The organism is Cellulosimicrobium sp. I38E, assembly GCF_001647255.1.
GTDB lineage: Bacteria > Actinomycetota > Actinomycetes > Actinomycetales > Cellulomonadaceae > Cellulosimicrobium > Cellulosimicrobium cellulans_E.
Genome location: NZ_LUAZ01000061.1, coordinates 1 through 21,393 on the forward strand (window position 1 = coordinate 1; position 21,393 = coordinate 21,393).

General features: G+C 73.5%; 23 protein-coding genes and 1 tRNA gene. 9 read left to right on the forward strand and 15 right to left on the reverse strand.

Annotation, left to right across the window (positions count from 1 at the left end; translation table 11 throughout):
- Window positions 1-427: 427 nt before the first annotated feature.
- A complete protein-coding gene (gene upp / locus A0J59_RS17175) occupies window positions 428-1,063 on the reverse strand; it encodes a uracil phosphoribosyltransferase (RefSeq protein WP_047232332.1) in 636 nt (211 codons plus the stop codon).
- Window positions 1,064-1,481: 418 nt separating this feature from the next.
- Here upp and A0J59_RS17180 point away from each other — a divergent pair, with 418 nt between their 5' ends.
- The gene (locus tag A0J59_RS17180; protein WP_064316991.1) at window positions 1,482-1,913 is read left to right on the forward strand and encodes a nucleoside deaminase; all 432 of its coding nucleotides are present in this window, start codon (window positions 1,482-1,484) and stop codon (window positions 1,911-1,913) included.
- Window positions 1,914-2,013: 100 nt separating this feature from the next.
- Here A0J59_RS17180 and A0J59_RS17185 read toward each other — a convergent pair whose 3' ends face one another.
- The 4 genes from A0J59_RS17185 to A0J59_RS17200 form a co-directional block, all read right to left on the reverse strand.
- Window positions 2,014-2,838: an NAD-dependent protein deacetylase gene (locus tag A0J59_RS17185; protein ID WP_047232387.1), complete on the reverse strand. Its 825-nt coding sequence runs from the start codon at window positions 2,836-2,838 to the stop codon at window positions 2,014-2,016.
- Window positions 2,839-3,363: 525 nt separating this feature from the next.
- Window positions 3,364-5,406, reverse strand: coding sequence for a carbohydrate-binding domain-containing protein (locus A0J59_RS17190; protein ID WP_064316927.1), 2,043 nt, complete (start codon window positions 5,404-5,406; stop codon window positions 3,364-3,366).
- A complete protein-coding gene (locus tag A0J59_RS17195; RefSeq protein ID WP_172820081.1) occupies window positions 5,406-6,290 on the reverse strand; it encodes a polyphosphate polymerase domain-containing protein in 885 nt (294 codons plus the stop codon). Before A0J59_RS17195 ends, A0J59_RS17190 begins: the two co-directional genes overlap by 1 nt.
- Window positions 6,287-7,027: a DUF4956 domain-containing protein gene (locus A0J59_RS17200; protein ID WP_172820082.1), complete on the reverse strand. Its 741-nt coding sequence runs from the start codon at window positions 7,025-7,027 to the stop codon at window positions 6,287-6,289. The genes A0J59_RS17195 and A0J59_RS17200 overlap by 4 nt, the downstream gene beginning before the upstream one ends.
- Before the next feature lie 243 nt (window positions 7,028-7,270).
- Between A0J59_RS17200 and A0J59_RS17205 the strand changes: the two genes are divergently transcribed.
- The 3 genes from A0J59_RS17205 (at window position 7,271) to A0J59_RS17215 (ending at window position 9,338) form a co-directional block, all read left to right on the forward strand.
- Complete coding sequence (locus A0J59_RS17205) at window positions 7,271-8,110, forward strand: siderophore-interacting protein (protein ID WP_064316929.1); 840 nt, start codon at window positions 7,271-7,273, stop codon at window positions 8,108-8,110.
- 8 nt (window positions 8,111-8,118) lie between these two features.
- Entirely contained in the window at window positions 8,119-9,150 is a 1,032-nt protein-coding gene (locus A0J59_RS17210) for an iron-siderophore ABC transporter substrate-binding protein (RefSeq protein ID WP_064316930.1), read from the forward strand.
- Between the two features lie 98 nt (window positions 9,151-9,248).
- A tRNA-Ser gene (locus A0J59_RS17215) sits at window positions 9,249-9,338 on the forward strand.
- Between the two features lie 57 nt (window positions 9,339-9,395).
- On the opposite strand, the gene A0J59_RS17220 is transcribed toward A0J59_RS17215, so the two are convergent.
- Window positions 9,396-10,166 carry a site-specific integrase gene (locus A0J59_RS17220; RefSeq protein WP_082919141.1) on the reverse strand — a complete coding sequence of 257 codons (771 nt, stop codon included), beginning with the start codon at window positions 10,164-10,166 and terminating at the stop codon, window positions 9,396-9,398.
- Window positions 10,167-10,427: 261 nt separating this feature from the next.
- The gene (locus A0J59_RS17225; RefSeq protein WP_156533134.1) at window positions 10,428-10,721 is read right to left on the reverse strand and encodes a hypothetical protein; all 294 of its coding nucleotides are present in this window, start codon (window positions 10,719-10,721) and stop codon (window positions 10,428-10,430) included.
- A 363-nt stretch (window positions 10,722-11,084) separates the two neighbouring features.
- On the opposite strand from A0J59_RS17225, the gene A0J59_RS17230 reads away from it, so the two are divergent.
- Entirely contained in the window at window positions 11,085-11,339 is a 255-nt protein-coding gene (locus A0J59_RS17230; protein ID WP_156533135.1) for a hypothetical protein, read from the forward strand.
- 333 nt (window positions 11,340-11,672) lie between these two features.
- Here the strand turns inward: A0J59_RS17230 and A0J59_RS17235 are convergent, their stop codons facing one another.
- Window positions 11,673-12,050, reverse strand: a complete 378-nt coding sequence (locus tag A0J59_RS17235) for a hypothetical protein (RefSeq protein WP_064316933.1) — start codon at window positions 12,048-12,050, stop codon at window positions 11,673-11,675.
- Between the two features lie 308 nt (window positions 12,051-12,358).
- Window positions 12,359-12,961 (reverse strand): TetR/AcrR family transcriptional regulator, encoded by a 603-nt coding sequence (locus A0J59_RS17240; protein ID WP_064316934.1) that lies wholly within the window; start codon window positions 12,959-12,961, stop codon window positions 12,359-12,361.
- A 71-nt stretch (window positions 12,962-13,032) separates the two neighbouring features.
- Between A0J59_RS17240 and A0J59_RS17245 the strand changes: the two genes are divergently transcribed.
- Window positions 13,033-13,557: a DUF1992 domain-containing protein gene (locus A0J59_RS17245; protein WP_064316935.1), complete on the forward strand. Its 525-nt coding sequence runs from the start codon at window positions 13,033-13,035 to the stop codon at window positions 13,555-13,557.
- 13 nt (window positions 13,558-13,570) lie between these two features.
- Here the strand turns inward: A0J59_RS17245 and A0J59_RS17250 are convergent, their stop codons facing one another.
- Window positions 13,571-14,563 carry an L-lactate dehydrogenase gene (locus A0J59_RS17250; RefSeq protein ID WP_082919160.1) on the reverse strand — a complete coding sequence of 331 codons (993 nt, stop codon included), beginning with the start codon at window positions 14,561-14,563 and terminating at the stop codon, window positions 13,571-13,573.
- A 310-nt stretch (window positions 14,564-14,873) separates the two neighbouring features.
- Between A0J59_RS17250 and A0J59_RS17255 the strand changes: the two genes are divergently transcribed.
- On the forward strand, window positions 14,874-16,625 hold the full coding sequence (locus A0J59_RS17255) for a glycosyl hydrolase family 18 protein (RefSeq protein ID WP_064316936.1): 1,752 nt from the start codon (window positions 14,874-14,876) through the stop codon (window positions 16,623-16,625).
- 139 nt (window positions 16,626-16,764) lie between these two features.
- On the opposite strand, the gene A0J59_RS17260 is transcribed toward A0J59_RS17255, so the two are convergent.
- From A0J59_RS17260 to A0J59_RS17270, 3 genes are all read right to left on the reverse strand, one after another.
- Window positions 16,765-17,460, reverse strand: a complete 696-nt coding sequence (locus A0J59_RS17260) for a phosphatase PAP2 family protein (RefSeq protein WP_053371814.1) — start codon at window positions 17,458-17,460, stop codon at window positions 16,765-16,767.
- Window positions 17,460-18,170, reverse strand: coding sequence for a phosphatase PAP2 family protein (locus A0J59_RS17265; protein ID WP_064316937.1), 711 nt, complete (start codon window positions 18,168-18,170; stop codon window positions 17,460-17,462). The genes A0J59_RS17260 and A0J59_RS17265 overlap by 1 nt, the downstream gene beginning before the upstream one ends.
- Before the next feature lie 62 nt (window positions 18,171-18,232).
- Window positions 18,233-18,628 carry a RidA family protein gene (locus A0J59_RS17270; RefSeq protein WP_047232322.1) on the reverse strand — a complete coding sequence of 132 codons (396 nt, stop codon included), beginning with the start codon at window positions 18,626-18,628 and terminating at the stop codon, window positions 18,233-18,235.
- Between the two features lie 178 nt (window positions 18,629-18,806).
- Here A0J59_RS17270 and A0J59_RS17275 point away from each other — a divergent pair, with 178 nt between their 5' ends.
- Both A0J59_RS17275 and A0J59_RS17280 read left to right on the forward strand, forming a co-directional pair.
- Complete coding sequence (locus tag A0J59_RS17275) at window positions 18,807-19,316, forward strand: NUDIX domain-containing protein (RefSeq protein ID WP_064316938.1); 510 nt, start codon at window positions 18,807-18,809, stop codon at window positions 19,314-19,316.
- Window positions 19,317-19,384: 68 nt separating this feature from the next.
- A complete protein-coding gene (locus A0J59_RS17280; RefSeq protein ID WP_047232320.1) occupies window positions 19,385-19,600 on the forward strand; it encodes a hypothetical protein in 216 nt (71 codons plus the stop codon).
- 215 nt (window positions 19,601-19,815) lie between these two features.
- Here the strand turns inward: A0J59_RS17280 and A0J59_RS22455 are convergent, their stop codons facing one another.
- On the reverse strand, window positions 19,816-19,944 hold the full coding sequence (locus A0J59_RS22455; RefSeq protein ID WP_255318705.1) for a hypothetical protein: 129 nt from the start codon (window positions 19,942-19,944) through the stop codon (window positions 19,816-19,818).
- A gap of 205 nt (window positions 19,945-20,149) precedes the next feature.
- Complete coding sequence (locus A0J59_RS17285; protein WP_064316939.1) at window positions 20,150-21,382, reverse strand: acetyl-CoA C-acyltransferase; 1,233 nt, start codon at window positions 21,380-21,382, stop codon at window positions 20,150-20,152.
- Between the last annotated feature and the right edge of the window lie 11 nt (window positions 21,383-21,393).

The window sequence follows — 21,393 nt, forward strand, 5'->3', positions numbered from 1 at the left end:
GAGCAGCCGCAGGCGCAGCGGGGCGCTGCGGTGCGAGGGCTCGGGGTGCGGCGGCGCGCGTCGAGGTGCGGCGGGCGGGGCGGGTAGCGGTGAGCGTCATGGGTGGCTCCGGGTGCGTCGGGCCGACGGCGTCGCCGGGGAACCGGCGGGTCGGCAGGGGTCGAGGGCTGAACCGAGGTGCGGGAGAGGGTTCAGGCCTGACAACAGACGCACATGACCGCGCCCGGGAGCGCGCCGGACGGCGCGCTGGCGGGACGGGTCGAGGTGCTCACGGGAGCGAGCATGGCAGCGCACCGCGCAGTACGCCAAGGGGAGCGCGGGAACTTCTCAGCATGCGGACTTCCGGAGTCTCGCGTTCCGGGCTCGGGTTCGGACGACGGGCGGCGCGCCCGGGGTCGCTCGAACGTGTCCGCGCAGGGAGGAGGGGTCAGACGACGCCGTAGAGGCGGTCCCCGGCGTCACCGAGGCCGGGGACGATGTACGCCTTCTCGTTGAGGCGCTCGTCGACCGCGGCGACCACGAGCTGGACGTCCACGCGGTCGCCGACCGCGTTCTCCAGCACCTGGATGCCCTCGGGGGCCGCGAGCAGGCAGACCGCCGTGACGTCGCGCGCCCCGCGCGCGAACACGTAGTCGATCGCGGCGACGAGCGTGCCGCCCGTGGCGAGCATCGGGTCCAGGAGGAACACGTGCCGACCCGTGAGGTCGTCGGGGAGGCGGTTCGCGTACGTGACGGCCTCGAGCGTCTCCTCGTCGCGCTGCATCCCCAGGAACCCGACCTCCGCCGTCGGCAGCAGGCGCGTCATGCCCTCGAGCATCCCGAGGCCCGCGCGCAGGATGGGGACGACGAGCGGGCGGGGCTCCGCGAGGCGCACACCGACCGTCGTCGTCACCGGCGTCTCGATCTCGTGCGGCTCGACGCGCACGTCGCGCGTGGCCTCGTAGGCGAGCAGCGTGACCAGCTCGTCGACGAGGAGCCGGAACGTCGGGGACGCCGTCTCCTTGTTCCGCAGGACGGTCAGCTTGTGGGCCACGAGCGGGTGGTCGGCGACGTGCAGGCGCATGGCGACAACGGTATCCGACCGCAGGCCCTCCCGTACCGCCCGGTAACCCGCCGCCGTCCGCGAGTTGTCAGCGCCACACCGGTCTATAGCCTGGTGAGGCGCTGACAGCTCCCCGCACCACCGAGCGGTCAGCACCTCGTCGCGGTATGGCGCGACGTGCCGCTGACACCTCGGAGGTCCCGTGCCCGACGACGTCGCTCACCCCGGCGACCCCGCCCACCCGGGCGGGGGGCCGGCGTCGGGCACCGTGGGGCCTGCGTCCGGCACCGGGCGACCCGCGTCGGGCACCGGGAGGGCTGCGCCGGGCGCGATGGCGGCCGGCGCCGCCCCGGAGCCGCGGGGGCTCGACCTGCCGTGGGCGGACGGGACGTTCCCGCCGGACACGGTCGCGGCACGCCGCCAGGTCTGGGACGCGCTCATGGGCCTCGCGCTGCACGAGGCGACCCACGCGCTCGCGAGCGACGACGTGCCGGTGGGTGCGCTCGTCGTCGGGCCGGACGGACGCCTGCTGGGCGTGGGGCGCAACCGGCGCGAGGAGACCGGCGACCCGACCGCGCACGCCGAGGTGCTCGCCCTGCGCCAGGCCGCCGCGACGCTGGGGGAGTGGCGGCTCGAGGGCTGCACGCTCGTCGTCACGCTCGAGCCGTGCGTCATGTGCGCCGGGGCGCTCGTCCTCGCGCGCGTCGAGCGGCTCGTGCTCGGCGCGTGGGACCCCAAGGCCGGCGCGACCGGCTCGGTGTGGGACCTCGTGCGCGACCAGCGCGCCAACCACGCCGTCGAGGTGGTCGGCGGCGTCCGCGAGGACGAGTGCGCCCACCTCCTGCGCGCTTTCTTCGCCGCCCAGCGCTGACGGTCACCCCCGCACCCCGCCGAGCACGACATGAGGGTCGTTATCCAGCGGATAGCGACTCCCAGGTCGTGCTCGACGCGGGCTCGTGTCGTGCTCGGTGTCAGCGGGGGAGGGCCGCGGCGAGCGTCGTCAGGGTCTCGGTGGTGCCGGCGTCGACCTTGAGCGTCGCGAGCGGGTCGCCGCGCGTCCAGCCGCGGTTGACGATGACGACCGGCTTGCCGGCCTTCGCCGCGTGCCGCACGAACCGCAGCCCGCTCATCACCGTCAGCGACGAGCCCGCCACGAGCAGCGCGTCGCCCTCGTCGACCATCGCGTACGCCCGGTCGACCCGCTCGCGCGGCACGTTCTCGCCGAAGTACACGATCTCCGGCTTCAGCACCCCGCCGCAGAACTCGCACGGTGCCGGGCGGAAGTGCGACGTCTGCTCGATCACGGCGTCCGCGTCCGGGGCGATCTCGACGTCCGCGACGTCGCCGATGCTCTCGATGAACCCCGGGTTCAGCGCCGTGAGCCGGTCCGCGAGGTGCTCGCGCGAGATGACGCGCCCGCACTGGAGGCAGATCACGCGGTCGTACCGGCCGTGCAGGTCGATGACGTTCCGGCTGCCCGCGTCCTCGTGCAGCAGGTCCACGTTCTGCGTGATCAGCCCCACGAGCACGCCCGCGTCCTCCAGCCGCGCCAGCGCACGGTGGCCCGCGTTCGGCTGCGTGCGGTGCACGTGCTGCCAGCCCACGTGGTTGCGCGCCCAGTAGTGGCGGCGGAACGCCTCGTCCTGCACGAACTGCTGGTACGTCATCGGGTTGCGCGGCGGCGAGTCCGGGCCGCGGTAGTCCGGGATGCCCGAGTCCGTAGACAGACCCGCGCCCGTCAGCGCCGTGACCCGCAGCCCGCGCAGGAGCTGCACGGCGTCCTCCGCCGTCCCCAGCGGCGGCTCCGGCTCCGTGCCCGACGGCGGCGGCTGGCTCGGACGCCACGCGAGCCGCGAGGTCAGGGTCGGGACGGTCGACGGCGGCAGGTCCGCGGAGGACGTGGCCACGTGCGCGGGGGACGCGGTCGAGGGTTCGGTGGAGTCGCTCGGGTACGGCGCGGTCGGGTCGGTGGGCACGTCTCCCACGGTACGACGGCGCGAGGTAGAGCCGCGGTTGTGCGAGGTAGAGCCGTGGTTCTTGTGCTCGACGGCGCGTGGTCGGCCTGGGTGGTCGGGGAGGGTGGTGGTGCCGCGTCTACCATCCGCCGCTCGTTCCTCGCGGCTCCCGCCAGGCCCGCCACGACGCGGCACCACCACCCACCCCTCCCGGCGTCGTCTCACCCTGGTCCGCCCTCACCCGGGTGACCGCCCGTGGTGTGTCTTGTCCGCGTCGAGCGCGCGACCAGGGTTCTCTCTCGGCGGGGATGGCTCTGCCCGACGGCCTGTGGTGGTCGCCGGGCAGAGCGTTCGGGTCTGGACGCGTCAGGACTCGGTGGTGCTGTCCTCGGTCGTGGTGCCGCCCTGAGTGCCCCGGCCTCCAGCGGGGCGGCCGCCGATGCCGCCGCCGGTCCACTCGCCCGCGACGGCGGTCACCGTGCCCGCGGGGGTGGTCACCGTGTAGGTCTCGCCGGTCGTCACGTCGCCCGAGGAAAAGACGACGTTCGCGGTGTCCTTGGTGACCGCGTACTCCGTGAGGACGGTGCCGTCGGCGGCCGTGACGGTGACGGTGTCGCCGGTGCCCGCGGACACGTCCGCCGCGAGCCAGCCCTGCTCCGAGTCGGTCGACGGCACGACGACCATCCCCGCGCTGCCCGCGGCGAGGAGCGAGCCGCCGCTGATCGCGAACGTGCCGTTGACGTCCAGCGCGCCGTTGCCGTCGTTCGTCGGTCCCTGGACGACGATCTCGCCGCCCGTGACGGTGAGAGAGCCGTTCGAGTCGATGCCGTCGCCGCCGGCGTCGACGGCGAGGGTGCCGCCGGAGATCGTCAGCGTCGAGCCGTCGTCGGTGTCCATGCCGCCACCCATGCCGCCGCCGGGGCCGCCCTGGGGCATCTCCGTGCCGTCAGGGAGCTCGCCGCCCTGCGGGGGCTCCGGCATCTGGCCGTCGGCCGGCATCTCCGGCGGGGTGCCGCCGGCCGCGGCGCCGTCCGGAGGCTCGGGCATCGTGCCGTCCGCGGACGCACCGGGCGCGGTCCCGTCGGGCACCGAGCCAGCCGCGGCGTCGCCGCCCGTCGAGCCGTCATCGCTCGCCGTGCCGTCGGTGCCGGTCGCCGCCTCGTCGGTCGTCGACCCCACGGTCGCGTTGAGGCCGTCGTCGCTCGCCGTGACGTCGAGGTCGCCGCCGGAGATGGTGATGGCCGCGCCCTCGATGCCCTCGACGGACGTCGTGACGGTGAGGTCGCCGCCCGAGACGGTGACGTCGCCGTCGGCGTGCACGCCGTCGTCGCCGGACGACAGCTCGACCGTCCCGCCCGAGACGGACACGGCGCCGTTCGAGTGCAGCGCGTCGTCGGCGGCGTCGACCGTGACCGACGCGTCGTCGCCCACCACGACACCGACGTCGCCCTTGAGGCCCTTCGCCGAGGCATCCTCGGCGACGGTCTCGCCGGCGCCGCCCGCGGCGGTCACGGACAGCGTCCCGCCGGAGACGATGACGTCGGTGACGGCCTGCGCGCCGTCGTCGCCCGACGCGATGGTGATCGACCCGCCACGCACGTCGACGAACCCGAGGGTCTCGTCGCCGTCCTCGGTCGACTTGAGCCCGTCCTTCGCGGCGGTGACGTCGAGGGTGCCGCCCGTGATGACGAGGTAGTCCTTGCCGCGGATCCCGTCGTCGCCCGCGTCGACGGTGAGGTCACCGCCCGCGACGACGAGCCCGTCCTTGGAGACGATGCCGTCGTTCGCGTGCGACGTGACGCTGAGCTCGCCGTCGCCGCCGATCACGAGGTCGGCGGTCGAGAACAGCGCCCCGTCGGGCTCGCCGTCGGCGTCCTGGGCGGAGTACGTCTCGGCGTCGGTGAGGCTGTTGGTGGAGCCGTCGGCGAGGACCACGGCGACCTTCTCCGCCTCCTGCACGTTCACGGCGGCGTTGGTCGTCGCGGTGATGTCCACGCCGTCGAGGACGAGCTGGACGAGCCCGTCCTCCGCGGTGTCCACGACGACCTGGCCGTCGAGCGTGCCGCTCAGCACGTACGTGCCGGGGGCCGTGATCGTGACGGTCGAGCCGTCGACGGTCACGCCGTCGCCGTCCGCCGTCGCGGTGTCGCCGTCGAGCGCGACGGCCACCGCGGAGGACTCGTCGTACGCGAGGTCGGCGTCGTCCACCGTCACCTCGGCGTTGTCCGCGCGGGCCTCGTCCGGGGTCAGCCCGGCGACGGCGTCGGAGACGACGCTCGCGGTGGTCGTCGCGTTCGTGTCGGTCGAGGCGGTGTCGGTGGTCGCGCTGCTGCCCAGCACGGAGCAGCTCGCGAGGACGGCGGCCGCCGCGGCGGCGGTGAGAGTGGTCAGGGGTCGGCGGATGCGCATCAGAGGCTCCTGTCGTCGTGCCCGGGAGTGCGGGCGGGAGGGGTCGTGGTCCCCGCGGGCGCGGTGGCGCCGGGGGAGGGGGAGAGGTGGCGGCGGATCACGCGCCGCCACGGGCCGTCGGGCAGGTCGGGGCGCAGGAGCGCCAGGCCGGTGCCGTACTTGGAGATCCGCTCGGGCCGGTGGCCGTGCCGCCACAGCAGGCGGTCGAGGTCCGACGGCGTCGAGCCGCCCTTCGTCTCGACGACCACCAGGTGCGGGACGGACCAGGCGAGCGGCGCGTGCGCGCCCGGCTGGTCGAGCTGCCACGTGAGGCCGGTGTCGACCGTGGCGCGCGCGGCGCCGTCGGCCCGGGGGAGCAGGAGCGTCGTGCGGCGGTACCGCGACACGAGGCCCGGGGCGAGCGCGTGCTCCGGGACGCCGTCGATGCCCTCGGCCGCGAGGGTCCGGCCGACGAACGTACGGCCCGCGCCGAGCGCCGTCGGGCACTCGTCGTGCGCGACGCGCTGCTTGAGCGTCGTGCCGCGCGCGGCGCGGGTCTTGACCTCGAGAAAGCTCGTGCCCGAGTCCAGGTAGGTGCGCGTGCGGACCTTGAACCGCCGACGGCGGCGCGTCGCCGTGAGGCGGAACGACGCAAGGTCGGGGGTGTCGAAGTACACCGACTCGTACGCCGAGCTGCGCGCGCCGTCGATCTCGAGGACGCGGGCGGGGGTCGACCGGGCGAGAGCGTCGAGGACCTCCACGGCGTCGTCGACCGGGAGGACATACTTGCGGTCGACCCGGGTGAGGAGCGCGGCAGCGTCCACGAGCTCGTCCAGGCCGATGCCGTCGAGCGGGTAGAGGACGGCGCGGACGCGGTCGTCGGCCGTCACGGTCCGGGGGCTCATGCGCGCACCCCGGTCCGCTCGGGAAGGGCAGCTTGTGCGGTCGCCCGGGTGAGGGGCGCGGAGGGTGCGGCCTCGCGCGGGGCCGGGAGCGCGGCGTCGGGCACGGGGAGGGGTGCGGCGGGCACCGAGCCGTCGGCTGAGGCGGGCCCGAGAGTGGCGGCCGGGGCGGGCCTCGGCGTCGCACGACGGCGGGCGCGGGGCTCGGTGTAGCGGACGTCCACCCAGGTGGTGTCGTTGACGAGGTCGAGGCGCTGGACGCTCACGCCGCGCACCTCGGCGCCGAGGAGCTCCTCCAGGTAGCGGGTGAGCTCGGCGCGGTCTGCGAGGGCGCGGTCGACGACGACGCTCTGGCTCTGCGCCCGGCGCAGGACCCGCGGGTGGTCGACGACGGCCATCACGCCGACGACGAGCGCCATGCCGGCGAGGGAGAGCCAGCCGGTCGTCGCGCCGAGGCCGCCGAGGAGGCCGAGCGCGAGGGCCGCGAAGTAGTACGCGACCTCGGTCTGCGACAGCTCGGTCGAGCGGAGCCGGATGATCGACAGGACGCCGAAGAGCCCAAGGCCCAGCCCGGCGCCGACGCTGCTCGTCGCGAGCGTCGCCGCGACCGCGAGCACCCCCACGTTGACGCCGAGGTACGCGACCACGAGGTCGCGCCGGCGGTGCCGGGGGAAGTAGAGGCCGAACGCGAGGACGGTGACCGCGACGAGGTCGACGAGGTACAGGACGGGCTGGGACACGAGGCCTCCGGGTGCCGGGGCGCTGGGCGCCGTGGTCGAGGACGTTCCCATTCCGCCGGGGGAGTCTGTGCGGTCGCTGTGGAGGGCACAGGGTGCGTGTATGAGCTGCGTTCAGCCGGGCGTGGCCCGGATTTCACACAGTCCGCCGCGGCGCTGGCGGCGCTCGCGGCTCGTGACCGGGATCACGGCCGCACGCTCACGCGGTGATGTTAGCCTCACCTAAGTCACCGACGAGAGGTTGTCATGTCGACCACCACCGCGCCCGCGCCGCGGCGCGCCCGCCCCCAGACGGTCCTCGAGGTCCTCGAGACCGCGTGGCTCTCCCCGCACCTCGTGCGGGTCGTGGCCGGGGGCGACGGGTTCGCCGCGTTCACCACGAACGAGCACAGCGACAAGTACGTCAAGATCATCTTCGCCAAGCCCGAGCTCGGGCTCGAGCCGCCCTACGACCTCGCGGCGCTGCGCGAGACGCTCACGCCCGAGGACCTGCCGGTCACCCGCACGTACACCGTGCGGTGGGTCGACGAAGCGGCGCAGCGGCTCGCGATCGACTTCGTCGTGCACGGCGACGAGGGCCTGGCCGGTCCGTGGGCCGCGCGCGCGAAGCCCGGCGACCGCATCGTCTTCTCCGGCCCCGGCGGCGGGTACGCGCCCGACCTGGCCGCCGACTGGCACCTGCTCGCGGGCGACGACTCCGCGCTCCCCGCGATCGCCGCCGCGCTCGAGGCCATGCCGCGCGACGCCGTCGGGCACGCCGTGCTGGAGGTCGGCACCGAGGCGGACCGCCTCCCGCTCGAGGCGCCTGCCGGCGTCGATGTCACCTGGGTGCTGCGCGGCGACGCGCCCGCCGGGACGACGACGCTCCTGCCCGACGCCGTCGCCGACCTCGCGTGGCGCGAGGGCCGCGTGCACGTCTTCGCGCACGGCGAGCGCGAGGCCATGAAGGCCCTGCGCCGGGTGTTCGCCGAGCGCGGCGTCCCCCGCGCCGACCTGTCGCTCTCCGGCTACTGGGCCTACGGCCGCGCAGAGGACCGCTTCCAGGCGGAAAAGCGCGAGCCCGTCGGCCAGATCTTCGAGGACTGAGGAGTCCCATGCACCGCACCGCACGCACCGTCCGCACCCGCCGCACCCTCGTGGGCGCGGTCGCCGTCGCGACGCTCGCACTCACCGCCGCCTGCTCTGGCACCGACTCGGACGGCGACGCCGACCAGGGCGACCCGTCGCCGTCGGACGCCGAGAGCGCCGAGGCGTTCCCCGTCACCATCCCCACCGCGTTCGGCGACGTCGAGATCGCGGAGGAGCCGGAGCGCGTCGTCGCCCTCGGCTGGGGCGACGCCGAGACGGCGCTCGCGCTCGGCGTCCAGCCCGTCGGGGCGAGCGACTGGCTCGCGTTCGGCGGCGACGGCGTCGGCCCCTGGCTCGACGGCGCGTACGACGAGTCGCCCGCGATCATCGGCACGCTCGAGCCTTCGTACGAGCAGATCGCCGTGCTCGACCCCGACGTCATCCTCGACGTGAAGTCGTCCGGCGACCCCGAGCGGTACGAGCGGCTTTCCGAGATCGCCCCGACCGTCGCCATCCCCGAGGGTGGGGAGGCCTACCTGACGCCCATGGAGGACCAGGTCGGCATGATCGCCGCGGCCCTCGGGCGCAGCGAGGCGGGCGACGAGCTGCTCGCCGAGGTCGACGACGCGTTCGCCGCCGCGCGCGACGAGCACCCCGAGTTCGCGGGCAAGACCGCCGTCATCGGGTCGTACTGGGCCGAGGGCTTCGGCGCCTACGTCTCGACGTCCAGCCGCGGCGAGTTCATGCAAGGCCTCGGGTTCGAGACCAAGCCCGAGATCGACGAGGCCGCCGGCGAGGAGTTCTCCGCCAACCTCGGCACCGAGAACGTCGACCTGCTCGACGCTGACCTCACGGTGATCCAGCCCATCGGCTTCACCGCCGCCGACGTCGAGGCCCTCCCGATCTTCCAGACCGTGCCGTCCGTCGCCGACGGCCGCTACGTCGTGTTCGACGACAAGGACCTCTCCAACGCCTTCTCGCTCGGCACGCCCACGGCCGTGATCTACGCGATCGACAACGTCACGCCGCTGTTCGCGGACGCGCTCGGCGGGTCGTGACGACGGGCCTCCGGGCGTCGGACCGGCCGGTCTGACCGGCCGATTCGGTGTCCGGGGGTCTGACCAGGTATCCTTCCTGGGCCGGGTTTCCCGGCGAAGGTAGCGTGTCCGAGCGGCCTAAGGAGCACGCCTCGAAAGCGTGTGTGGGTGAAAGTCCACCGTGGGTTCAAATCCCACCGCTACCGCCACCGGAAGGGCCCCACCCGCAGAATCTTGCGGCTGTGGGGCCCTTCGTCATGTAGAGGTCACCGGAAACTCACCTGTTGGCGCTCGGTGGTCGTCGACCCCGCCGCCGAGATCAGCTGGTCGATGACGACCCGCAGGTCCGGCGCCACGTGGGTGCGCTTCACGTAGTGCCGGACGGTCGTGCCCTCGTCGGCGTGACCGAGCAGCGCCGTCGCGTTGCCGATCGTCGTCGAGTTCGCGACCTGTGTCGCCACGGTCCGGCGGAAGTCGTGCGGGGTGACCGTGGTGCCGATGGAGGCCTGCGCGTCGCGGAGCTGGTCACGCACCCGGCTGGGGGAGCGCGGCGTCGCCCGCGTGGACGGGAACACCAGGGCGTCCGGCCCGCCGTCCAGCCCGAGGTCCAGGGCCTCGCGGATCGCGGTGACGACGAACGCGGGAGCGTGATCGTGCGCCGCGACGAGTCGGACTTCGGCTTGGGCTGCCGCACGAGCCGGTCCTCGACCCGGCCGACGGTCCCGGTCACGGTGAGCGTCGGGGACCTCGGCGTCGAGGTCGACGTCCGCCTCTCGCAGCGCCAGGCACTCACCGATCCGCAGGCCGGTGCCGAGCATCGTGTCGACGATCTGCGGCAGGAGCGTGACGTTGCGGCGACCGCGCGCGAGGGCGGGGCGGTCCTCCCACTCGCGCACGGCCTTGCGCAGCAGCGCGATGTCCTCCAGCCCGAGCGTGCGGACCTCGGCGCGGCGCGGCTTGCGGACGGTCACCGCATCGCGGACCGGGTTGAACGGCGCGGCTCCGTAGCGGACGCACAGCATCATGACCTGGGACATGACGTTGCGGGCCTGCCGCTCGGTGTCGAACTTCTGCGCCCGTGCTCAGCGCCGATGAGCACCCGATCCACCGCGACGGGAGTGACCTCCCGGACCCGCAGCAGGCCGAACGCGGCTCTGCTGCGCGGACGGCCTCCCGGCCGGGGCCCCGCGCTCCGGCGCTTCGCGCCTCTGCGCACCCCACCTGTCGGGCCGCCCACATAGCGAAGGCGGCCTCGGACCATTCCGAGACCGCCGTCAACGTGACCGTTGGCCACACGGTCACCGCCAGTACCGCTGCTCGCGCCACCAGAACCCGTCGACACCCCCGACCATCCGCGCATCCGCATCGCGCACCCGCGCGCGCAACTCGTCGGCAGCGCCCGACGGCGTACAGCGGATGAGCTTCTCGATGATGTCGCGCGTCTCGGCGACGGGCCTGTGGTAGCCGCAGCACTCCCAGATGCCGCAACTCGTCATGGGCGGCTCCTCTACGGCCGGCGCGACCGACCAGACCTGTAGCGCCACGAGCAGCATTCCACGCGGCAGGTCCGCCTGACGCTCGTACTGGAGCACGGCGGCGCGGGCCGACCCTGACAGGTTCGCGCCGCCGACCTTCGGCCGTCGAAGTGGTGTAGCCGGCCGCTTGTGCAGCTGCGCCTCTGCGCGCAACTGGGAGGGACGCCTACGCGGCATATCCCTTCGTGGAGATGTGCATGGCGGCATCCTAGAGCCGCGGTGACCGCCGAGCCGACCCCGTACCGTCCGGCTCCGGACCGATCGCCGAGCATCCGGCCGACTCTAACCCGCGTCAAGGGCGCCTGCGGCGTCGCTACGCGATGGCCTGCGGCCACCCTTGACCCGGGCCTCCGCCGGCCTCTTGTGCTCCGCTATCGGTTCGGCGCCTCCGAGTGTCCCCACCTGGCGTACGGTCAGCCCGTGGACCAGCCGGAGATCGGACTGCGGCGACTTGGTGCCGCGCAGACGAAAGACCAGGTCGTCGATGCGCTCTGGGACCTCCGCGACTCCTCCTACGACCATCCGGAGAGGTGGAACGCGTTCACCGCAGAGGCGTTCTTCCAGCGGCTCGCTGAAGAACTCGAGGCTGCGCCGGGCGACGGAGGCGCCGCGTTGCCGGCCGAGCTCCTGGCGCGAGCTGTCGAAAGAACGCGCGATTACCCGAGCGCGCGCTAGGGCGAGGCTGCGCCGTTCGCTCGCGAGGTCACCCTCTACCCTCCTCTTTGCTGACCAATCGAGCGCAAGGACGAACAACACGTTGCGCGCAGCAGCGAAGCGTTCGACGAGGTCAGAGGCAAGATCGTCCAGCCGGGCGAACACAGTCCAACCTCTGCGGCTCAACCCCACCGCTACCGCCACCTGGAGGGCCCCACCCGCGCGAATCCGCGGCCGTGGGGCCCTTCGTCATTCGAGATCAGCAGAGACTCACCTGTCTTACGCCCGGATCGTCGCTCCCGCCGCCGAGATCAGTTGGTCGACGACGACCCGCAGCTCCAACGTAGGTGCGCTTCAGGTAATGCCCGACGGTCGTACCCGCATCAGCGCGACGTGTGCGTCGCTGCCAGCCCGAACCGCGCGAAGCGAACGTCGCCGGGCGCACCATGCGCGCCCGAGCAGAGCAACTCCAGCCACAACGGCCCCTTGCGTCGCCCCAGCAAGGAGGACGACGACGAGCTCGAGAGCGGGGAGGAGCGGGTGCGTCGCAGGAAGGTCGATGAGGGCGAGCATCACCAGCGTCGTCCCCAGCGAGGCCCAGGGGAACATCAAGCCGTAGTACCAAGCGAGCCCAGCAAGATCACCGTCGAGTCCGCCGCCGGTCAGCGCCAGGGCGAGCAGCGCAGAGAGGGCTGAGGCAGCCGCGACGAGCCATCGCGCTCGACGAGTCATGGCGGGCTCCTTGGTAGAGGTGAGGTGATGGTACCGATTCGCCGTCGTGCGAGGCGCCGTCTCGGGGAGGGTGCCTAGCGAGGATCCTCATTCGCCCCTGAACCGACGCCGAACACCGGGCAGGTTCTGCTCCGGGGACGCCAGCCGTGTCGCCGCATCATGTGATCCGCCTCTGCTTCCATGCAGGCTCTCCATCCGCAGGTTGGATGAGAGCCATCGCTGCAGCGAGGAAGTGTCCAGGCGATCTGCTTGAGCGCGCGGTCCGACTCGGGCTGGACGCGACTTCCTGAGGCACCGCGGGACGGTGATCAGGCTCCTCCGGCGAAGAGGTGGTGGAGGTGCTGGTCGATCGCTGCCAGCGCGGCCTGCGGCTGGATCACCTCGAGCTCGAGCAACGGAGTGAACCCGGTCAGCGCCAGAAGGAGATCCGTCTCGATGTCCGGGTCGCGGTCCGGTGCGATCTGGCCCTGGGCGATCGCCGCTCGGACAAGCTGCGCGACCAGGGCGCGGCCGTCACGTAGCCCGAGGCTCGCCTGCTCGTGCAGCGCCGGGTCGTGCAGCGCCTCGAGGACATAGGCGGCGCTCATGCGGCTCGACGCCCGCGCGTCGGGACCCAGGGGAAGCATCTCGACGACGACCAGCCGGAGCACGTCCCGCGGGTGCGGAGGCTGCTCGAGCGCGGCCAGCCCCCGTGCGACCCGGTCGGCGGTCTGCTCGGCTGCGAATTCCATCGCGAAGGTCAACAGCTCGGTGCGTGAGGCGAAGTAGTGCTGCACGTGCCCGACCGAGACCCCCGCCTCGCTCGCGACCGTCCGCATGGTGGCCTTCGTCCAGCCCTGCTGGTCGACGACGCGCCACAGCGCACGCGCGATCGCCGCGCGACGCTCCTGGTGGTCCACCAGTCTTGGCACTCAGGCCCTCCCTCGTTGACGATACCCGTGACACAATACAGCCGTATGGTCAACGACGGAACGGAGGAGCGATGACCGACCCCCACCCACCCCCGGCGTTCTTCAACTCCTCCGCGGTCGCCATCGACGACGAGGTGGCGATCGCCCTGCTGGCCGACATGCACATCCGCAGAGCGATCGAACGCGGCGAGTTCGACGACCTTCCCGGCAGCGGCAAGCCGCTCCCCATGCCGGACCGCTACGACCCCGACTGGTGGCTGAAGAACCTCGTCAAGCGCGAGCGGCTCGTGATCCTGCCGCCGTCCATCGAGCTGCGCAGAGAAGACGCCGCGCTCGACGAGCGCCTCGACGAGATCTGGGTCGAGGAAGACGTGCGGCACGAGGTCGAGGAGTTCAACCGGCGCGTGCTGCGCGGCCGCTACCAGCCGCCCGCGGGCCCGCCCCTGGTCACCATGCCGCGGGACGTCGACGAGACGGTCGCCGCATGGGCACGCCGCCGGGCGGCACGCGCCGCGGAGGCGGAGGCGAGGTCGCGCGCGAGCGCACCCGTCGAGCGTCGACGTCGCCGTCGGCGCTTCCTGGGGCGGCACCGCTAGCCGCACGTTCCCCTCAGAGCCCGACCTCGGCTGCCGCGGCGCGCAGTGCGTCGGCGGACCGGTGCAGCGCGGTGAGCTCCGCGTCGGACAGGGGTGTCGGCAGCAGGGTCCCGGCGCCGTCGTGGCTGACCATGGTCGGGACGGAGAGGCACACGTCGTCGATTCCGCGGTAACCGTTCACGAGCGAGGAGACGGGCATGATGCGGTGCTCGTCGTTGGTGATCGCCTCGACGATCCGGGAGGCGGCGAGGCCGATCGCGTAGGCGGTCGCGCCCTTGCCCGCGATGATGTCGTAGGCGGAGTGGACGACGTCGTGCGTGATGGCGTCGCGGACCTCCTGGGTCAGCGGCTCCCGCCCGTCGAACGGGTCGAGCTCGAGGAGCGGCACGCCGCCGATGGTCGCGGACGACCACAGCGGCACGGCGGTGTCGCCGTGCTCGCCGGCGACGTAGGCGTGCACGTTCTGCACGGCCACGCCGACGTGGTCGGCGATGAGATACCGGAACCGCGACGAGTCGAGCACCGCGCCGGAGCCGAGCACCTGCGTGCGCGGCAGGTCGGAGTACTTCAGGGCGGCGTAGGTGACGACGTCCACCGGGTTGGTGACCATGAGGAAGACGGCGTGTGGCGCGACCTCGACGAGCTGGGGCATGAGCGTGCGCGCCAGGCCGACGGTCTTGGCCGCGAGGTCCATGCGCGTCTGGCCGGGCTGCTGCTTGGCGCCCGCCGTGACGACGACGACGTCCGCACCCGCGCACACCGCGACGTCGTCGGAGCCCTCCACGCGCGCCATGGGCATGAACTGGATGCCGTGCGCGAGGTCGAGGGCCTGTGCGCGGACCTTGGCCGTGTCGACGTCGTACAGGGCCACCTCCCGCGCCGCCCCGCGGATCAGGACGGCGTAGGCCAGGGTCGCCCCGACCGAGCCAGCCCCGACCACCGCGACCTTCGCCGTCGTGCCTGCCTGGATCCCGCCCGTCCCGGTTCTCGTCTCGCCGGTCTGGATGTCGCTCCGCTCCTGCCGCACCGCAGTCACTCCCTCGTCGCGCGCGTCGCATGAGAAGTACGGGCCGCTTCCAGGCTAGGACGTCTCGGCGGACGGTGACGCGGGAGCGTGTGTTCGGCCGTTGGCCAGGCAGAGGGCCGCCGACTCCTGGACGGGTGTCCACCGGCCCCGAGTCGGCCGTACAACGCAGAAATCTCCGTGCGGGCGAATTTCGTTCGGACCCTGGCGTAAACACCTCCGTCCAGGTACGTTGCAGGAGACCGAACAAATCCCGGGATCCCAGCCCGGGCCGAAGAGCAACGAGGCCTTCATGAACGATCGATCGACACCCAGCGCGGCCTCCTCGGGCCGCTCGCTCGCCAAGACCTCGCCCGCACCGACCGCCCGCTCGCGCGTGGTCGCCGCCACCGCCGTCGCCGGGGCGCTCGCCCTGACCGCGGCGACCTTCGCGTCGCCCGCCGTGGCGGCGCCGCAGCCCACGGCCAAGCCGGCGGCGTCCGTCGCCGGACCGTCGGACATCAACGGGTTCCGCAGCGTCGGCTACGTCATGGCCGACTCGCGCGTGACTCGCGACTTCCACGTGGTCGACCTCCTCCGCACCGGCGCGATCGAGGACCTCACGCACATCAACTACGCGTTCGGGAACGTCACGACCGACCTCGTGTGCGACATCGCCGACGTCCCGGGCGAGGGCGACCCGCTCAACGACTTCGTCGCGCAGGTCGCGGCCAAGGACTCCGTCGACGGCAAGGCCGACAAGCCCGGCCAGAAGCTCGCGGGCAACTTCAACCAGCTCAAGAAGCTCAAGGCCGTCAGCCCCGACACCAAGATCCTCATCTCGCTCGGCGGATGGACCTGGTCCGACAACTTCTCCGAGGCGGCGTCCACGGCCGAGGGCCGCACGGCGCTCGTCGACTCGTGCCTCGACCTGTACATCGACGGGAACCTGCCGGTCGTCGACGGCAAGGGCGGCCCGGGCGCCGCGGCCGGCATCTTCGACGGCATCGACATCGACTGGGAGTGGCCGGTCACCGGTGGCGAGACGGCGAACGCCCGCCCCGAGGACAAGGAGAACTTCCTGCTCCTCATGGAGGAGTTCCGCACCGAGCTCGACGCGCGCGGCGCGGCGAACGGCGAGGACTACCTCCTGACGGCGTTCGCGCCGGCGGGCGGCTGGAACGCCGGCCAGGGCGGCTGGCTCGACCCGCGCCTGTTCGCGGTCGTGGACTTCCTCAACGTGCAGGGCTACGACTTCCACGGCGGCTGGGTGCCGAACCAGACGGGCCACCAGGGCAACCTGCACCCGGACGGCACGCAGAACTGGGGCCTCGGCCTCGACGGCGCGCTCGGCATGTACGTCAACGCGGGGGCGGACCCGTCGCAGGTCAACGCCGGCCTCGCCGCCTACGGGCACGGCTGGTACGGCGTCGAGGACGGCACGCAGGGCTGGCAGCCCGCCGCCGGGTACGTCGGCACCAAGACGTACGCCGAGCTGCGCTCGTTCGGCGGGAAGAAGTTCTTCGACCCGGAGATCGGCGCGAGCTGGCTGTACGACGGCGACCAGTGGTGGAGCTACGACGACCCGGCGTCGGTCACGGCCAAGGCCGAGTTCGTCGCGACGCAGGGCTACGGTGGCGCGATGTGGTGGGACCTCTCGGGCGACTACCGCAACGAGCTGGGTGACGCGCTGGGCTCGACGCTCCGCGCGGCGACCCCCGGCCCGGGCGTGGCCGACGAGTGCGCCGTGCCCTGGTACGGCACCGGCGTCTACACCGGTGGCGAGGTTGTCTCGCACGAGGGGTCGGAGTACAAGGCCCAGTGGTGGACCCGCAACCAGGAGCCGGGCTCGTCGTCCGCGTGGAAGAAGATCGGTCCGTGCGGCACGGCGCCCGAGGTCGCGGTCGCGGACTGCGCTCCCGCCTGGTCGCGCGAGGCCGTCTACACCGGCGGCCAGACCGTGTCCCGCGCGGGCGTGAACTACACGGCCCAGTGGTGGACCAAGGGTGAGCTGCCCGGGTCCGTGACGTGGGGCTCGTGGGACCCGGCCGGTCTCTGCGAGTGACCTGACGGGACGTCCGGGCGCGCGCATCGCCCGGACGGCCCCCGCACGACGACGGCGGGCCCGGTCTCAGGACCGGGCCCGCCGTCGTCGTGGGAGGGATGTGCAGACCAGCGCTCTCTCCGCGCAGAGTCCGCCTCTGTCAGCGCTGCGCGCGGACGTCGCGGCGCAGGTAGTTCCAGGCGAGCACGCAGCAGACGATGCCGTTGATCAGGCCCACCACGACGTCGGCCGGGCCGTGGGCGCCGCGGTAGAGGCGCGAGAGGCCCACCGCGAGCGGCACGAGGCAGCACAGGACGGTGACGACGACGCGCAGGACGGGGTGGGTGATGCGCTGCGCGAGCAGCGCGAGGGTCAGGTAGAAGGCCGCGGACGCGCCGGTGTGGCCGGAGGGGAAGCTCGAGGTCGGCGGCGCTTCGTCGAGTCGTGAGACGTCGGGACGCTCGCGCCCCACGACGATCGACGACGTGAGGAAGATCAGGGCCTGGAGCGCGACGGCGAGCGCGGGCACGACGGCGAACCACCACTGCCGGGTGCGCCACCAGACGAGCAGGATCGTGAGCACCGTCCCGCCGATGATGAACTCGGTGGTCCCGATGAGGGAGAACAGGTCGGTCACGGTGTCCCAGAAGGGCGTGCGCCGCTCCTCCAGCCAGCGGTTCACCCCGACCTCGCCCGGCAGGTCGCCTAGCGGACCCGTCACGAGGAACCCGGTCGCGACGATGAGCACCCACAGGACCGCGCCGGGGAGGAACGCCCGGAGCCCGACGTCGCGCAGCACCTCCTTCGCGGTGGGTCGGGTCGTGTCGAGCTCGTAGCGGTGCACGAAGGGATGCATCAGACCTCGTTCCTGGGAGCGGAGCCGGAAGAGCGGACGGTCCGGGCGGACGTCCACCCGTGGTAGCCGACGGCGGACGCCCCCGCGACGGCGCCGCCGAAGAGGATCCCGCCGACGACGTCGGACGGGTAGTGCGCGCCGAGCAGCACGCGGTCGGCCGCGGTGACGAGCGCGAGCACGGTCGAGCCGCTCACCACGGCGACGCGGCCGCGGCGCCCGAGCAGGGGCCACACCAGGACCGTGAGGCTCACCCCGACGGCGGCGGCGTTCATCGCGTGCCCGGACGGGAAGCTGGACCCGGGCACGACGGTCACCGCGTCCTCGACGACGGGACGGGCGCGGTCGACAAGCTCCTTGGCCCCGAGCCCGAGCGCCCACGCGCCCCAGATGGTCCCCGCCGCCCAGGCCGCGCGCGACCCGAGGCCGCGGCGCCGCCAGGCCCAGAGGCACACGCCCATCGCGGCGAGGTTCATCCACCGCGCGGCGAGCACCTCCTGGCCCACGAGCAGCGTGCGTTCGAACGCGGGCCGCTCGCCGGTGAACCGGGTCGCCGCAGCGACGGCAGCCCGGTCGGCGTCGACGACGAGCCCCGACTCCGCGCGCACGAGCCACGCGAGCACGAGGACGGGGACGGACGCCGCGACCCCGTACGCCGCGGCCCGACCCAGGGCGCGCCCGAGCGAGCGGCGTGGGGCAGGGTCGGCGGGCACCCCCGGACAGTAGCGGGGGGCGCGGAACCACGCCCGTGGAGACGGGGGTCAGCCGCAGGACGTCATGGACGCAGCGCTGCGACCGCCTCGATCTCGACGAGCGCGCCGGGCCGGCCGATCCCGACCCGCAGGACCGTCACCGCGGCCGGGTGCGGGCCCCAGACCTCGCCGACGGCGGCGAAGCCCTCCATGAGGTCGGCCTCGGGGTCGAGGTAGACGGCGAGCCGCGCGACGTCCTCCGGCCCGGCGCCGGCCTCGGCCAGCACGGCGAGGACGTTGCGCAGCGCCTGCGCCGTCTGGGCCGCGATGCCGCCCTCGACGATCGCGCCGTCCGCGTCGGTGCCGTTCTGGCCGCCGACGTAGAGCGTGCGACCGGTCTCGACGATCGTGCCCTGGGAGAACGCCGGGTTGCGGTGCAGCCCAGCCGGGTTGAGGTGCGTGACGCTCGGCGTGGTCATGGTCGTCCCCTCCTGCGTTCTGGTCCTGAGACGGCCGACGCTACGCCGCGCCACCCACACGCTCCGGGCGGGCGCGCACCGGTTCTGCGCCCCGGACCGGGCTCGCGGCCCACCCGCCGACGGGGCGGCGACCCGGCCCCGACGGGCCGTCCCGCCGTCGGCTGTGTAGGAAGGAGGGGTGAAGCAGTCAGCAGGGCTCGTGCTCTACCGGTTCCGTGGCGACGTCGTCGAGGTGCTCCTCGGGCACATGGGCGGTCCGCTGTGGGCGCGCAAGGACGCGGGCGGCTGGACGATCCCCAAGGGCGAGGTGGAGCCGGGCGAGGACGGCCACGCCGCGGCGCTGCGCGAGTTCGCGGAGGAGCTCGGCGTCCCGGCCCCCGCGGCGGAGGCGCCTGACCTGGACCTCGGCACCGTGCGCCAGCGCGCCGGCAAGCTCGTCGCAGCGTGGGCGCGCGAGGCGGACCTCGACGTCACGGCGATCTCCAGCAACACGTTCGCGCTCGAGTGGCCGCCGCGCTCGGGGCGGATGCAGGAGTTCCCCGAGCTCGACCGGGCCGGCTGGTTCCCGCTCGCTCGAGCCCGCGGGCTCGTCGTCGCGGGCCAGGTCCCGCTGCTCGACCGCCTCGAGGAACGGCTCGCGCTGCGGGCACCGGGTTCGGCACGGCCGGGCGCCACGCCGGACGTCTGAGGAGTGCCCCGACCCCCCGGGGCGTACCGCGCGGGGGAGGGGGCGTACTGTCAGGCGATGGACTCCGCATGAGTGTCATCGAGAAGTGGGTCGGCGTGACGTGCCCGGACTGCGGTGCGCCTGCGCGCGCCCGCGTCCTGCACATCATCGCGTGGGGTGCGATCCCGGGTTCCGCGGTCCCGCACCACGTCAGCATCGTGTGCGAGCACCTGTGCCGGGTCACCGGCATCGCCGCGAGGGAGACCGTGTGCCTCTGCCCGCACTGCCGGGCTTTCATGGGGTGACGTCCGTGCGCGGGAGACCGCGCAGCTTCGCGACGGCCGACGTCGAGACACTGGACCGGCTGCAGCCGGTCCAGCGCCTCAGCGGGCTCACGTCTGAGCCCCGGCAAGGGACCCGAAGCCTCTTCTCAACGACGAGACCGTCACCACGACGATCCTTGCACGGCCCGCCGCCCCACACCGCGCTGGGCTCCGGTGCCCGCCGGCGGGCCTGACCGTCAGCCGAGCAGGTACGGCGCCGCGGCGAACCCGGCGGCAAGGCCGACGAGCGCGACGGCGACGGCGGACAGGTGCGAGTGGCGCGCGCGGCTCGCGGTGCGGCGGGCTGCCTCGGTCACGGTGGTCATGACGGTCCTCTCGTCGGGGGCGGTTCCAGGGAGAGAGACCGCGCCCGACGCGATCCATGACGCGGTTTCGGCCGACCTCGGCGCGATCTGCGTCACACCGCGGCGACCGAAGCGCGCCAACCCTGGTGCAGCATCGTGCACCAGGGTCGGATCGTTCGCGCGGGCAAGCGCGTGCGGCGGGGTCGCGCTGCGCCCGACGAGGGCGTCAGGCGCGCAGGATCAGCGCGTCGCCCTGCCCGCCGCCGCCGCACAGCGCCGCCGCGCCGACGCCGCCGCCACGGCGCTTCAGCGCGAGCGCGAGGTGCAGCGCCAGGCGGGCGCCCGACGCGCCGACGGGGTGGCCGAGCGCGATGGCGCCGCCGTCGGTGTTCACGACGTCCGCGTCGATGCCGAGGTCCGCGACCGACTGCAGCGCGACGGCGGCGAACGCCTCGTTGATCTCCACGAGGTCGAGGTCCGCGGCGGCGATCCCCTCGCGCTTCACGGCGGCCTCGATGGCCCGCGCAGGCTGGGAGTGGAGCGAGTTGTCGGGTCCCGCGACCTGGCCCGCCGCACCGATCTCGGCGAGCCACTGCAGGCCGTTGCGCTTCGCGAAGGCACGGCTCGCGACGACGACCGCCGCGGCGCCGTCGGACAGCGGCGAGCTCGACCCGGCGGTGATGGTCCCGTCCTTCACGAAGGCGGGGCGCAGGCGCTCGAGCGCTTCGAGCGTCGTGTCGGCGCGCACGCCCTCGTCGTGCTCGACGACGACCGGCTCGCCGCGCCGCTGCGGCACCTCGACGGGCGCGATCTCCTCGGCGAGCCGCCCGGCGTCGCGCGCCGCGGCGGCGCGCTGGTGCGAGCGCAGCGCGAACGCGTCCTGCTCGGGGCGGCCGATACCGCGCGTCGGGCAGCCGCGGTCGGTGAGCTCGCCCATGACCTCGCCGCTGAACGGGTCGTTGAGGCCGTCGTGCGTGAGCGAGTCCGCCATCGTCACGTCGCCGAACGCGAACCCGGCGCGCGACCCGACCACCAGGTGCGGCGCGTTCGTCATGGACTCCTGCCCGCCCGCGACGACGACGCTCGCCTCGCCGGTGCGTACCAGCCGGGCCGCGTCGATGATCGCCGTGAGCCCGGAGAGGCAGAGCTTGTTGATCGTCACGGTGGGCACGTCCCAGCCGAGGCCCGCGAGGATCGCGGCCTGGCGTGCGGGGCCCTGCTTGGCGCCCGCCTGCACGACCTGCCCGACGATCACCGTGTCGACCTGCTCGGGCGCGACGCCCGACGCCGCGAGCGCGCCGCGGATCGCGTGCGCGCCGAGCTCGGCGGCCGAGAGCGAGGCCAGGCCCCCGCGGAAGCGCGCGAACGGGGTGCGCGCGCCGTGCAGGAGGACCGGGGTGACCTCGTCCTCGCGGGTGACGGCGGCGGCGTCGGGCAGGGGGGTGGCGTCGGTGCTCATGGGGCTCCGTC

Coding starts and splice junctions, on each gene's coding strand:
- A0J59_RS17280 (WP_047232320.1), top strand. CDS start 19,385: ATGAGTGTCATCGAGAAGTGGGTCGGCGTGACGTGCCCGGACTGCGGT.
- A0J59_RS17260 (WP_053371814.1), bottom strand. CDS start 17,460: ATGCATCCCTTCGTGCACCGCTACGAGCTCGACACGACCCGACCCACC.
- A0J59_RS17190 (WP_064316927.1), bottom strand. CDS start 5,406: ATGCGCATCCGCCGACCCCTGACCACTCTCACCGCCGCCGCGGCGGCC.
- A0J59_RS17220 (WP_082919141.1), bottom strand. CDS start 10,166: ATGTCCCAGGTCATGATGCTGTGCGTCCGCTACGGAGCCGCGCCGTTC.
- A0J59_RS17210 (WP_064316930.1), top strand. CDS start 8,119: ATGCACCGCACCGCACGCACCGTCCGCACCCGCCGCACCCTCGTGGGC.
- A0J59_RS17205 (WP_064316929.1), top strand. CDS start 7,271: ATGTCGACCACCACCGCGCCCGCGCCGCGGCGCGCCCGCCCCCAGACG.
- A0J59_RS17180 (WP_064316991.1), top strand. CDS start 1,482: ATGGGCCTCGCGCTGCACGAGGCGACCCACGCGCTCGCGAGCGACGAC.
- A0J59_RS17235 (WP_064316933.1), bottom strand. CDS start 12,050: ATGACTCGTCGAGCGCGATGGCTCGTCGCGGCTGCCTCAGCCCTCTCT.
- A0J59_RS17285 (WP_064316939.1), bottom strand. CDS start 21,382: ATGAGCACCGACGCCACCCCCCTGCCCGACGCCGCCGCCGTCACCCGC.
- upp (WP_047232332.1), bottom strand. CDS start 1,063: ATGCGCCTGCACGTCGCCGACCACCCGCTCGTGGCCCACAAGCTGACC.
- A0J59_RS17270 (WP_047232322.1), bottom strand. CDS start 18,628: ATGACCACGCCGAGCGTCACGCACCTCAACCCGGCTGGGCTGCACCGC.
- A0J59_RS17195 (WP_172820081.1), bottom strand. CDS start 6,290: ATGAGCCCCCGGACCGTGACGGCCGACGACCGCGTCCGCGCCGTCCTC.
- A0J59_RS17245 (WP_064316935.1), top strand. CDS start 13,033: ATGACCGACCCCCACCCACCCCCGGCGTTCTTCAACTCCTCCGCGGTC.
- A0J59_RS17255 (WP_064316936.1), top strand. CDS start 14,874: ATGAACGATCGATCGACACCCAGCGCGGCCTCCTCGGGCCGCTCGCTC.
- A0J59_RS22455 (WP_255318705.1), bottom strand. CDS start 19,944: ATGACCACCGTGACCGAGGCAGCCCGCCGCACCGCGAGCCGCGCGCGC.